Below are 13,240 nucleotides of genomic sequence, written 5' to 3'. Positions count from 1 at the left end.
TATGAAATGGAGTATTCCGGAAAAAGTCATTGCACGTGGGCGTCAATACTTGCAAGAAGGCCGAGTGTTATCGGTTGTCCCTGACCAAGAAGAAAACGTGTGGCATGCAGAAGTCTTGGGCAGTGAATTGTACATGGTTGATTTGGATGGGACAGCAAAAGAGATAGATTACTGCCAATGTCCATATTGGGAGGAACATAAATATTGTAAGCATACAGTTGCTGTGGAACTTTACTTACGGTCGAAAAATCTATCTCGTATCATGAAAAAAGACCAGCCGATGTTAGAACCGGTAAAAACAACAAGTGAAGGAGAAATCATTGCAAAAGGTTTTTCTCGTCTAAAAACACAAAAAAATCCTCAAGCGGTGCAATCCTTGATTATTGAATACCAAGTAGAAACGATTGAGACAAATCAGTATCATCCAGAGCTTTCTATTTTGGCGCTTTACTTACGTATCGGTTCTTTGGCATCGCCGAAAAAGACATATATCGTAAAAAACATCTATGATTTTTTACAGGCTTACACAGAAAAAGAAACCTACACAGTCAATAAGCAGTATCAGTTTCGTCTAGATAAACGGGCTTTTCAAAAAGAAGATCAAAAAATACTCGCTCACCTTGCAGGAAGTGCCCAAACGCATCAATTATTAGGCACGAATGGCTTGCAAGTCAAAGGGAAACTAGATAAAAGATACCTGCTTCTCCCAGTAGAACAAGCCCGCTTCCTGCTAGAACAGATGAATCAGACGACACGTTTGCATCTGCAAATAAATGGACAAAACGATCAAGGAATCCAATTTTCCGATCAAAACAAGCCTTTATCATTCAAAGTGGAAAAACAGGAAGAAGACTATTTATTGCAAGCATTGAATGATTTTGATTTTTTCTTTATGCATTATCAGTGGGGACTTATCCAGGGAGTATTCTATTCTCTAACGAAACATCAACAAACAGTTTATCAAACTTGGAAACAATTGATTCGCCGATTGGAGAAACCAGAAGTAATATTCAAGAAAAAAGAACTACCGGCCTTGTTTAAAGAAATCATTCCTCTTCTTTCGGAGATTGGAGACGTAGTTGTTGCCTCTGAAGTAGAAAAGGAAGTAGCGGATATTCCAGTCGAATTTATTTTCTTTTTCCGAAAAGCCAAAGGAAAAATCCAAGCTCGAGTCGATTTCGTTTATGGCGAAGTCATCTATTCGACCGATCCAAAACATGAGGTCTCGGCCAATCAGGACTTTCAGGTGCTGCGTGACAGAGCTGAAGAAAAACGAGTCCTTGATTTATTCAGGATGTATCGCTACCAGAAAAATGAAACTGGCTATGAGCGTCCATTGCCAAGCGGGGAGGAACTATATGCCTTTTTCCGTACAGAACTATCTGTTTTCCGTCAGTTTGGTGAAGTCAGACTTGGCAGAAAGTTGCGGGAGTTGTATTTAGATGCGCATAAACATCAACCGCAAATCGAAGTAACCGAGACTGGTTCATGGCTTGATATTCGATTCGACGTATCGGGGATAGAAGAGCAAGAGATTGATCATGTACTGCAAAGCTTGTTGCGAAACGATGCTTTTTATACATTGGAAAACGGACAGGTTCTTTCTTTTGATTCAGAGGAATTCCAACAAACAAGCCAAGTATTGCAACAATTACGGGAGTCAATACGTTCAGAAGAAGGGACGATCCATGTACCTAAGAATCAAGGACTGATCATTCAAAATCAATTGGAAAAAAGCAATGCTACTTTTAGCGAATCGTTTCATACGATGGTCCAAAATCTCATTCATCCAGAAGGGTATCAGGCACAACTTCCCAAAGGATTGAATGCAAAGATGAGAGAGTATCAGAAGCAAGGGTTCCGATGGTTGAAGATGTTGGGCCATTATCAGTTTGGCGGTATCTTAGCCGATGAAATGGGACTTGGGAAAACACTGCAGACGATTGCCTTTTTACTTTCGGAAAAAGAAGAACGGGAAAGCTTTTCTGCTTTGATCGTAGCGCCGGCCAGCTTAATCTACAACTGGCAGGCAGAGGTAAAAAAATTCGCTCCTTCTTTGAGTATCCAAGTAATCAATGGGAATAAAAAAGAACGGGAAGAATTGCTGGCTAAAGACACAGATATTCGAGTGACCTCTTATGCCAGTTTGAGACAAGATTTAGCTGATTACCAATCACAAAAAATTGATTATTTGATCCTTGATGAGGCGCAAATGGTCAAAAATAGTAGTACGAAAACTGCTCAAGCATTGAGAGAATTAGCTGTGCCTCAGCGATTTGCATTAAGTGGGACACCAATCGAGAATAATTTAGAAGAATTGTGGTCATTGTTTGCAACAATCATGCCAGGATTTTTCCCAACCAAAACAAAATTCAGAGAACTTGCCGCAGAAGAAATTGCGCAAATGATCCGACCGTTCATTTTACGGCGAGATAAGCAAACTGTGTTGAAAGACTTACCAGAAAAAACAGAAATGAATCTATATTCTGCACTGACAGAAGAACAAAAGACCGTTTATTTAGCTTACTTGCGTCAAATGCGTGAAGAAATCTCGTCAATGGATTCTGAAGCATTCAAGAAAAACCGGATCGGGATACTAGCAGGTCTGACAAGGTTGCGTCAAATTTGTTGCGATCCTCGTCTGTTTATTGAAGATTACCAAGGCGGTTCTGGCAAACTCGAACAAGTAAAAGATCTATTAGTCGCTGCCAAAGAGAACAAACGCAGAGTTCTGCTGTTTTCTCAATTTACAGGTATGCTTACTATCTTACAAGAAGAGTTAGCCGAGCTGGGGATCTCAACATTTTATTTAAGAGGCAGTACAAAACCGCAAGATCGATTAAGTATGGTAGATGCATTTAATGCAGGCGAAAAAGATGTTTTCCTGATTTCTTTAAAAGCCGGGGGAACGGGACTGAATTTGACAGGAGCAGATACGGTCATCTTGTATGACCTTTGGTGGAACCCTGCAATTGAAGAACAAGCTGCTGGTCGTGCGCATCGAATCGGTCAGAAAAATGTGGTAGAAGTGTGGCGTATGATTTCTGAAGGAACGATTGAAGAACGAATGGATTCGCTCCAACAAGAAAAACGCGAACTGTTCCAAAAAGTGATCCAAGGAAATGAAGAACAGCTGACAAAACTGACTGAAGAAGATATCCGCATGATCTTAAGTGTAGGAGAGATTGAGAAGTAAGAGATTCGAAACAATCGTTCAGTAATGGATAAGAAGATCTTTCGAAAAAAGCAGGTGTTTAGTTGATTTAAGAAATAGCAAGGAAGTTGGGTTTCCGTTTTAACCCGATTTCCTTGCTATTATTTTTTGTTTTTATTTATAGGAGTTAAGCAAAGATTGTCTTCATTGTTTCTAACAGCTGATCAAAAGAAGAAATTTCGATATCGCAAATAGGAGTCTGGTCGATTTTGCGTTCTCGATGGTTGAACCAAAGTGCTTGCCAGTCGGCACTTTTTGCACCTAGAACATCATTGTCATAATTGTCGCCAACATATAGAGTTTCTCCTGGAAGCATATGAAATTCTTTCTCAGCAAGCTGAAAAATCTCTTTTTCTGGTTTTTGGAACCCTGTTGCTTGAGAAACCAGCATGTTGTGGGAAGGAATCCAATTGTTCAATTGAAGTTGTTTTAATTTTTTTGTCTGATGGTCAGTCGGTCCATTTGTGATAATTCCTAATGGGACATTTTTTTCCTTCAAGAAGTCAAGTGTTTTTTTGACCTCCTCATGCAAACAGATATTATCAAGTTCTTCCTCGTAAATTTTTTGAAATAGGAGACCTTCTTCTTCTGTGATGTGAGGGTAGTCTAAATCTTTTAGTGATTGGCTGATTCGATGTGCTCGCATATATTCTAGCGTCCACTCTCCTGCCATTACTTTTGGAAAGTTTTCATCACTATGATGACGGAAGCGGATATATAGTGGATGCATATCTTCATCTGAAACAAGCGGCACGACTCTTTTTACCGCGTTTCGAAATGGCTGCTGCTGATCATACATTGTATCATCAACATCAAACACAACTGATTTAATCAAAATTTTACACGCCTTTCGGTTTTCATTGATTTTTTCACAAATCCTTGACTATTGTAACAGAAAAAATTATCTAAAAAAGCTGATAAATAAAGGTTTTTCTTACTATATTTCTGTTTCCTTGACAGAATAAGGTTTTTAGATTTCAGTTTTTTTCACTAAAAATCATGAAACACGTCAATAGGTTTGATGAACAAATTAATCATTATTGTGTAACTCGGTGGGTTTATTTTAATGCAATCTCTGAGGAATTTTCGAAAGGTTTATTTTTTTAATACAGTCTCAATATAACTATTCAAACATAAAATAACGTTATTTAGTTTATTTGTTTATAGTAAATTTTATCTAGTAATCATTGCTTTAAAATATTGTGCTTATATAACAGAGAAAATAAGCGTTATAATAAAGAACAATATTATCTAAAATGACAAGAAACATTACTATCAAAGAAATAAAAAACATAAAAAATCTTAAGAAATCGGTTTCATTTGTGCTTCTAGATAAAATAATAGTACAGTTTTATTGGCTGTTTCATCGTCTTGTAAAATTTGAATTAGATTTGAAAACTCTAATTTTTAAATGATAGAAAAAGCAAGAATGCTGGTTTTACTGTATATTAACCTTAGATAACTTTCATTTTTTTAAAAAAATTATGAAAAAAAGGTAGCTATTTAAAAGTTGATTATGTATAATAGAAACAGATGGGAGATTATTATGATCTTCTGTTACAAAAAAGTGATTCTTATCACGAAAAGGAGTGGTGCACGTTGTTAACATTATATACTTCCCCAAGTTGTACTTCCTGCAGAAAGGCTCGTGCGTGGTTGCAAGAACATCAGATTCCATTTGTTGAACGTAATATTTTTTCAGAACCATTGAACAGTTCTGAATTAAAAGCGATTTTACAAATGACAGAAGACGGAACAGAAGAAATCATCTCGACACGTTCCAAAGTATTCCAAAAACTGAACATGGATTTAGATGATCTGCCGTTACAAGAACTATTGGAACTTGTGCAAAACAATCCTGGATTGCTTCGCCGTCCAATCATGATTGATGATAAACGTCTACAAGTTGGTTTTAATGAAGATGAGATTCGTCGATTCCTGCCGCGCGATGTACGACAATTAGAATTGCGTCAAGCACAATTGATGGCTGGATTATAGAAGATAAAATGAAACTTGGAAAAACTATTACGATGATAGTTTTTCCAAGTTTTTTTGTTTTTATAAATAGCGTTCTTTATTGTGGGCACAAAAAAGGGTGTGAGAGTGGTCATGGTATGAAAAACAGAAGTGATTGATTAGCTAAAAAGTCGGCTATATAGTATTCATCTCCCAAAAATGTTATAGTTAAATAAGATAGCTTGAACGATTGAAAAAATCTGCTGGTTTTATTAAATTCACTTAACAGCGGGATTTTTTTTCTTTACATTTAAGCTGATTTCGCTACAATGAATCTATATTGAACATTGCGGCAAAGTGAGGTGTAGCAAAATGGAAATGGAACACATTAATGAAAATACGATCCGTGTACTGATAGGTCATGAAGATTTAGAAGAACGGGGCGTTTCATTTTTGGATTTACTTGGCAATCACAAAGAAATCGAAAATTTCTTTTATAGTATTCTGGAAGAAGTTGATATCGAAGAGGAGTTCCGAGGAAGCGAAGCTGTCACTTTCCAAGTTTTGCCAAAAGGAGACGGATTAGAACTGTTTATCAGTAAAAACCTGCCAGATGAAGAAATTTCTCAATCAGAAGATTCTGCTGTTGATTCAGAAGACGTGAGCGAATTTCTCCGTCAGCAAATTATTGGTAGCGATCCGGAAGAAGAATTATCTGGAAGCGCCCTAGAAGAACAGGAAAGACAAGCAATTTTTGCTTTTGAAGATTTTGAGCAAGTGATCCAGCTGGCAACAGACGTTGAACTAGAGTCTGCTTGGACTGATTTGTACTTATTTGAAGAGCGTTATTACCTAGTCGTTCATTTCTGGATGGAGAATCTCAACCAAGCGGATGTAGAGAATCAGATTGCTCGAATTTTGGAGTTTGCAGAAAAGAGCGATCGTACACCAGAAACATTGAATGAATATGGAAAGTGTCTGATGGCGCGTAATGCTATCGAGCGTACGAAATTTTATTTTGTATAAATCACTATTATAGTAAGAGCCATATCGATCATATATCGATATGGCTCTTTTTCGTGTAAATAAATGGCTAGACGTAAATAAGTTCAGAGGGAGAAAAATGCTGCTTGCGATGAATGAATATCATGAATGCTGTTCTGCTAAATATGCAGAAAAAGAGAAAATGTATTATTGTCGTAGTTGTCGGAAAAGAGTGGTTTTGAAAAAGGGAAAGAAAAAATGTGCTCATTTTGCCCATCGAAAAACCGAAAACTGTTCGGTTTTTAGTGAGGGGGAATCAGAAGAACACTTGCAGTTAAAGGAATGTTTCATGGATTGGCTGGGACAGTCAGCAGAACCTGTATTTTTGGAAGCTTATTTGCCAAGATTGAGGCAGAGACCAGATATTTTATTGGCTAATCTAGCATTAGAAATCCAATGTTCTAGGTTGTCTCATCAGAGATTTTTTGAAAGAACCAAAAATTATTTGAACAACGGTTACCAAGTATGGTGGATACTTGGTCATTCTTTTCTTGGACAACGGCAATTTTCATTGATAGAAAAAAGTTGCTGCTATTATAATAGAAAAAGGGGGGTACATTGTTGGAAAGCTGACCTTAAGAACCAAAAACTTTATTTATATCATCATATTACAGAGACTGTATCAGGTCACATTTCTTTTTTCAGTAGCTGCTGGACTTTTTCTGGTAATGATCTTAAAAAAATATTTACTAATAATGAGATCAAAATAAATCAGATGAAGAAAACAGACAAGTTAAGCGAGGATGGGAAGAAGTGGTTGGCGCGCCAGCTGATTTACAAACAAAAAAATACAGTATCCATACAAGAACAGTGCTACTTGCGTCACAAGCACCTTTTGTATCTATCACCGTGGATCTATCAAAACAGTCGGTTTTTCTTTTATTTACGAGAACAGGTTTTTCTTTATCGAATGTTGTACGAAGAATCCTTAAAGCAACAGAAAGTACCTGATTTTAGCTCATGGTTTTGCCAAGTAAAAGAATATAAAAGGGAGTGGCTTTTCCCTATGATTGAGGAAGAGATGGTCTATCGGCAATTTTTTGATGAATGCACACATTTATCCTCTTGGAAAATATAGTAAGTATAAAAATAGAACAGGAACCGGTTTTCTATGTAAAACAAGTTTCAGTTGTGCTAAAATTGATAGAAGCAGACACATAGATTAGTAGAAAAATCAGACGCTGTAACATGTGGATGTGAGACGAGGATCTATTTTGAAAGACCGAGACAAAAGGATATAAAAAGGAGTGGATTTCATGGAAGTAAAGCAGTTGCCAAAACGCGAAGAATTGCCTGAAAATTTAACTTGGGACTTGACCAAGATCTTTTCAAGCGACAAAGAATTTGATGAGAAATATCTAGAATTATCAGAAAAGTTAAAAAAATCTGAAAAATATAAAGGAACACTTAATCAAGGCGCTTCTCAATTTCTTGATGCGATTGAATTTGTGTTGAGTGTTTATCGCCAAACCGAAATCATTTATGTCTATGCACACCTTAAAAACGATCAAGATACTGGGAATACAGAATATCAAGCGCTTTATGCAAGAGCAAGTAGTTTGTTTTCAAAGGTTAGTGAAGCTGTTTCCTGGTTTGAACCAGAAATATTGCAGTTATCAGATGAACGGATTTGGCAATATTTCAAAGAAGAACCGAAGTTAGAAGTCTATCGTCACTATATCCAGCAAATAGTAGATAATCGTGCCCATGTTTTATCTGCCGATCAGGAATCGCTTCTTGCAGGAGCAGGAGAAATCTTTGAGGCTTCAAGTGATACATTTGCTGTTTTGAATAATGCAGATTTAGTTTTCCCAACGATCGAAGGAGAGAATGGTGAAAAAGTCCAATTATCTCATGGTGTGTACGGTCAGTTGCTAGAAAGCACGGATCGAAGTGTTCGCGAAGCCGCATTTAAAGGGTTGTACAGTGTTTATGAGCAATTTAGAAATACGTTTGCTTCAACTTTAAGTACGCATATAAAAGGACATAATTTTAAAGCAAAAGTTCGTAATTACAGCTCTGCCAGAGAAGCATCTTTGAGCAATAATCACATTCCTGAAAGTGTATACGACACTTTGGTAGATGTAGTAAACAAGCATTTGCCTTTGCTGCATCGATATATGGAATTACGGAAACGTTTATTAGAAGTGGAAAAACTGCACATGTACGATCTTTATACACCGGTCTTAGGAGAAGCTCCAATCACCTTTACGTATGAAGAAGCAAAAGAGAAAGCTTTGGAAGCACTGAAGCCAATGGGCGAAGAGTACATGACTATTGTAGAAAAAGCATTCTCTGAACGTTGGATCGATGTTGTCGAAAATAAAGGAAAACGAAGTGGTGCCTATTCTTCGGGAAGCTATGACACAAATCCATATATTTTATTGAATTGGCATGATACATTGGATCAATTGTTTACGCTTGTCCACGAAATGGGACATAGTGTCCACAGTTATTTCACACGATCGAGCCAACCTTATGTATACGGTGACTACTCCATCTTTTTAGCAGAAATAGCTTCGACAACGAACGAAAATATCCTAACAGAATATTTATTGGAAACAGAAAAAGACCCTCGCGTCCGAGCTTATGTGCTCAACCATTACTTGGATGGATTTAAAGGAACAGTTTTCCGCCAGACACAATTTGCTGAATTCGAGCACTTCATGCATACGGAAGATGAAAAAGGTGTGCCATTGACTAGTGAATATCTAAGTGATAGTTATGGTAAATTGAATGCAAAATATTATGGTCCGGCAGTCGAAGAAGACCCAGAAATCAAATTTGAATGGTCACGGATCCCGCATTTTTACTATAATTACTATGTCTTCCAATACTCGACTGGTTTTTCTGCTGCTTCAGCGTTGGCGAAAAGAATACTTAGTCAGGAACCAGATGCGCTAGAGAACTATTTGGCTTATCTAAAAGCTGGTAACAGTGATTATCCTGTTGAAGTGATGAAAAAAGCAGGAGTAGATATGACACAGGCTGCGTATATCGAAGATGCAATGTCGATGTTTGAACAACGACTAAACGAATTAGAAGAATTGATTGATCGTTTATAAGATTTTTGATTTTTTCGAATAGAAACGAAAAAAATACGTCGGCTCTCTTGTAAGGGAGTCGACGTATTTTTTTAATTAGAAAGCAAGTGTAAATGGCTAGTTCGTGAATGGAACTGAGAATCATTTGTATGTAAATGTTCACCATTAAAAACTTGATACGAGTTATCTGTTGTTTTACACAGCTCTTTGATTCTCCAAAGGCTGCTTGTGCCTTCTACTTCTACTAAAACACCAAAATCACGATCGCAAGCGTAATTGTAAACGACTGCGGAAGGATGTTTCGTGATGCCCATTTCTCGAGCAATTTTTTGATCGGAAAAGAATACTTCTTTAACAAAGTCAGATTGCCGATCTTCTTTAAACATATTCAAATCGCCGCCAATCTCTTCAAATATCGATTCAGCAAGTGCATGAGAATATGGTATGTTATTGCAGCCGACTGCTTCTTGCAGTTTGATCAAAAAATGGCGGCCTTTTTTCTTTCCTTGGAATTGAGCCGCTTTGCAGTCTAATGCGGCAGAATAAGTCGTTGAGAATAAGTGGTTGCGTTTCTCAAGATTGTTTTGAGAAATTCCTTTTTGTTGCATGACATCCCCAATTGTCTGCAAATTGACCAAAGGAAGAAAGCGAAATTGCATCTTTTCTTTTGATGGTGTTCCGTACTCTTCTTCAATAAATTGTAATAACTGTTGCTCCATTTTGAAACAATATTCCCCTAAAGGATTAACAAATAAATAGATTTCGATCATATGAATCTCCCCCAAAATAGATTCTATACAACTAGTGACTAGATTCTTTCACATCCTATAACTTAACAGAAAAAAGTAAAAAAATGAACTCAAGTGCCTCGTGAAAATGAAAGGTTTCTAATTTTTAGCCTCAAGCATACGTTGAATCTTGTTCTTAGCAGGACGATAAGGCAAAGAAAAACGTTTTAAAAAATTTATAAAAGCAATTTTTCCCGCAGATGCATCCACTACCTCTAGTTCTAGTTCAAAATCGTGAAGATTGTCTCCCCAGCTTTCATCGATAGCTAAAAGTCCTTCTTTAATGGGGAACTCAGCCCGTTTTGTTGTAAGCTTTCCTGTTTGGATCAATGAAGCAGGATCGATATTCAAATCAGAAAGTTTTTGAAAAACTGCGTCTGAGCGAGGCAAACGTTTTTGAAAGATGAATGCTTCTGCTTCTTCTGTTACAAAGGTATCCGTCGTTTCGAGACGACCTTCCTCAGCAGGTGTTTTTAATGTATATTCAGCTTGATGACCAACGAAACGGATTCGTAGGCCACAATTTTGTTTCTTCAGCTGTTCATCAACGGTATCGAAGTAAATATTAGTCTGTACACGGAAATCATTATCTGTTAATTGATAGTGAGCGATGAATATCTCGTACTCTTGCTTTGTCAGCATAGATTTATATTCGATTTCAAGCATTTGCGTCATTTGATCGACTCCTTTTTGTCTATTTTGCCTAATTTTCTTTTTTTGGTCAATGCATAACTCAAGAGTACGAAAAAACTTTGCATATATGGTAGAATAAACAATGAATGTTAATGAAGTAGAGGTATCAGCTATGGAACGAGATTGGGAAGCATTTTTAGCACCATATGAACAAACTGTATCAGAATTGAAAGTGAAACTGCGGGGAATCCGTAAACAGTTTCGTGAACAAAATCGTCATGTTCCAATTGAATTTGTCACTGGGAGAGTCAAACCAGTTGACAGTATCGTAACAAAGTCACAGTTACGTCATATTCCAATGGGACGCTTAGAAGAAGAAATGTCTGATATTGCCGGCTTAAGGATCATGTGTCAGTTTGTAGAAGATATCCATCAAGTTGTTGAGATTATCCGTAAAAGAAAAGACATGAAAGTTCTTCAAGAACGGGATTACATCACTAATAAGAAAGCAAGCGGCTACCGTTCGTATCATCTGGTGATCGAGTATCCTGTACAGCTGATCAGTGGTGAGAAGAAAATTTTGGCGGAAATCCAAATACGGACCCTTGCGATGAATTTCTGGGCAACGATCGAGCATTCGCTGAATTATAAATATCAAGGCGTTTTTCCAGAAGAAATGAGCGAACGACTTCAGCGTGCGGCAGAAGCTGCGTATCAACTGGATGAAGAGATGTCCAGTATCCGTGAAGAAATCCAAGAAGCACAGCGATTGTTCTCCCATGGAAGAGGAAAATCAGATGATGTCTACTATCGAACGCTTTTGAAGAAAGAAAGCGAAAGAGAGGAGGCAGGGGATGAAAGTAGCGATCGTTCACAATAAAGAAGCAAAGACTATAGAAGTGGCTGAGCGCTTGAACACACTATTAGAACAAGCTGGGATCCAGAGAGATGATCATGAACCAGAGTTGGTCATCTCAATTGGTGGAGATGGCACATTATTATCGGCATTTCATCACTACAGTCATTGTCTGAATGATGTGCGTTTCTTAGGCGTGCATACAGGTCATTTAGGGTTTTATACTGATTGGCGAGATTACGAGCTGGAAGAACTAGTAGACAGCTTGCGAACAAATCTGGAACAAAGTGTCAGCTATCCCTTGCTGGATGTTCGGATCAGTTATTTGGATGAAACGCCTGATCAGCATTTTTTAGCACTAAATGAATCAACGATTAAGCGGGCCAATCGTACGATGGTAGCCGATGTATACATTAAAAATGAATTGTTTGAAAGTTTCAGAGGAGATGGATTGACGATTTCTACACCCACTGGTTCGACTGCCTATAATAAAAGTGTCGGCGGTGCAGTGATCCATCCTAGTATCAATGCCTTTCAATTGGCTGAGATTGCTTCGCTGAATAATCGAGTGTTTCGTACTTTGGGTTCTCCAATCGTGATTGCCCATGATGAGTGGTTAGAAATAAAATTGGAAAATACAGAAGATTATCTTGTAACGGTTGATCAATTGAATGTCGCAAAAGCCGATATCCGTTCTATTTATTATCGAATAGCAGAAGAACGGATCCATTTTGCTTCTTATCGACATATGCATTTTTGGCATCGCGTGAAAGATGCCTTTATTGGTGAGGATTAATATGCAGTTTACATGGGATTATGAGAAAGATCATTCTCAGCAGGTAAAATATTTTTTAAAAGAAAAAGGGATCTCAAAAGGTCTGTTAGCGAAAATAAAATTTCAAGGCGGTCAAATCAAAGTCAATGATCAAGTAGAAAATGTCTTGTTTTCTCTAGCCAAGGATGATAAGGTAACCATTGTGATTCCTGCTGAAGGAGAACATGAAACCGTACTTTTGGACGAAACGCCGATCGATATCGTGTATGAAGATGAACATGTTCTGGTAGTAAACAAACCAGCAGGCGTTTCGTCCATTCCTGCCCAATACCATCCAAATGGGACAATGGCTAATCGTGTAAAGGCTTATTACAAAAAACAAGGGTACGAAAACCAAGTAATCCATGTAGTTACACGACTAGACCGTGATACGTCTGGCTTGATGCTTTTTGCCAAGCATGGGTTTGCGCACGCAAAATTAGACACGCAACTTCGTGAAAAGAAGTTTGTAAAAAAATATCAGGCATTAGTCAGTGGAATGCTTTCAAATTTATCGGCACATGGTCATATCGATTTGCCGATTGCCCGAGATTATTCTTCGCTACTGAAGCGAATGGTCTCTGATGAAGGACGTTCTGCACAGACGGAGTACAGGATAGAGAAGCGACTAACAGAAATCGCGTTAGTTGATATCCAGCTGCATACAGGAAGGACACATCAAATAAGAGTTCATTTTTCCGCCATTGGCTGTGCACTGCTCGGTGATGATATGTATAGCGGACGAATGGATCTGGGAATAAAAAGACAAGCCCTTCATTGTTATGATCTGCGTTTTTACCACCCATTTACAGAAGAGCTGCTAGAGTTCAAGCAGCCTTTAGCCGCAGACATGGAGGCAGTTGTGAGACGGTTTGAAGAATAAGGCGAGGT

11 protein-coding genes are annotated in these 13,240 nt (G+C 37.8%); 8 read left to right on the top strand and 3 right to left on the bottom strand.

Going from position 1 to position 13,240, the window contains the following annotated elements; genetic code table 11:
- Window position 1 precedes the first annotated feature (1 nt).
- Window positions 2-3,196 (top strand): DEAD/DEAH box helicase, encoded by a 3,195-nt coding sequence (locus OZZ83_RS06105; protein WP_325066023.1) that lies wholly within the window; start codon window positions 2-4, stop codon window positions 3,194-3,196.
- 145 nt (window positions 3,197-3,341) lie between these two features.
- Here OZZ83_RS06105 and OZZ83_RS06100 read toward each other — a convergent pair whose 3' ends face one another.
- Entirely contained in the window at window positions 3,342-4,049 is a 708-nt protein-coding gene (locus OZZ83_RS06100) for an HAD family hydrolase (RefSeq protein WP_002309968.1), read from the bottom strand.
- Between the two features lie 764 nt (window positions 4,050-4,813).
- On the opposite strand from OZZ83_RS06100, the gene spxA reads away from it, so the two are divergent.
- The 4 genes from spxA (at window position 4,814) to pepF (ending at window position 9,279) form a co-directional block, all read left to right on the top strand.
- On the top strand, window positions 4,814-5,212 hold the full coding sequence (gene spxA / locus OZZ83_RS06095) for a transcriptional regulator SpxA (protein WP_002296384.1): 399 nt from the start codon (window positions 4,814-4,816) through the stop codon (window positions 5,210-5,212).
- Window positions 5,213-5,542: 330 nt separating this feature from the next.
- Complete coding sequence (locus OZZ83_RS06090) at window positions 5,543-6,196, top strand: adaptor protein MecA (protein ID WP_002335220.1); 654 nt, start codon at window positions 5,543-5,545, stop codon at window positions 6,194-6,196.
- Between the two features lie 97 nt (window positions 6,197-6,293).
- On the top strand, window positions 6,294-7,292 hold the full coding sequence (locus OZZ83_RS06085) for a competence protein CoiA (RefSeq protein WP_002335219.1): 999 nt from the start codon (window positions 6,294-6,296) through the stop codon (window positions 7,290-7,292).
- A 178-nt stretch (window positions 7,293-7,470) separates the two neighbouring features.
- Window positions 7,471-9,279 carry an oligoendopeptidase F gene (gene pepF, locus OZZ83_RS06080; RefSeq protein WP_002309974.1) on the top strand — a complete coding sequence of 603 codons (1,809 nt, stop codon included), beginning with the start codon at window positions 7,471-7,473 and terminating at the stop codon, window positions 9,277-9,279.
- 71 nt (window positions 9,280-9,350) lie between these two features.
- Here pepF and OZZ83_RS06075 read toward each other — a convergent pair whose 3' ends face one another.
- Entirely contained in the window at window positions 9,351-10,028 is a 678-nt protein-coding gene (locus OZZ83_RS06075; protein WP_002309978.1) for a ClpXP adapter SpxH family protein, read from the bottom strand.
- 117 nt (window positions 10,029-10,145) lie between these two features.
- Window positions 10,146-10,721 (bottom strand): CYTH domain-containing protein, encoded by a 576-nt coding sequence (locus OZZ83_RS06070; protein ID WP_278023446.1) that lies wholly within the window; start codon window positions 10,719-10,721, stop codon window positions 10,146-10,148.
- Between the two features lie 130 nt (window positions 10,722-10,851).
- On the opposite strand from OZZ83_RS06070, the gene OZZ83_RS06065 reads away from it, so the two are divergent.
- Genes OZZ83_RS06065 through OZZ83_RS06055 form a run of 3 tightly spaced genes read left to right on the top strand, consistent with a single transcriptional unit; the run spans window position 10,852 to window position 13,232 of the window.
- Window positions 10,852-11,559: a GTP pyrophosphokinase gene (locus tag OZZ83_RS06065; protein ID WP_002309982.1), complete on the top strand. Its 708-nt coding sequence runs from the start codon at window positions 10,852-10,854 to the stop codon at window positions 11,557-11,559.
- Window positions 11,534-12,331, top strand: a complete 798-nt coding sequence (locus tag OZZ83_RS06060) for an NAD kinase (protein ID WP_002309983.1) — start codon at window positions 11,534-11,536, stop codon at window positions 12,329-12,331. Before OZZ83_RS06065 ends, OZZ83_RS06060 begins: the two co-directional genes overlap by 26 nt.
- Before the next feature lies 1 nt (window position 12,332).
- On the top strand, window positions 12,333-13,232 hold the full coding sequence (locus tag OZZ83_RS06055) for an RluA family pseudouridine synthase (protein ID WP_002314141.1): 900 nt from the start codon (window positions 12,333-12,335) through the stop codon (window positions 13,230-13,232).
- Window positions 13,233-13,240: the final 8 nt, after the last annotated feature.

It is taken from the genome of Enterococcus sp. E5-162 (assembly GCF_035725965.1).
Taxonomy (GTDB): domain Bacteria; phylum Bacillota; class Bacilli; order Lactobacillales; family Enterococcaceae; genus Enterococcus_B; species Enterococcus_B lactis.
This window is presented reverse-complemented; position numbering and strand designations above follow the sequence as displayed.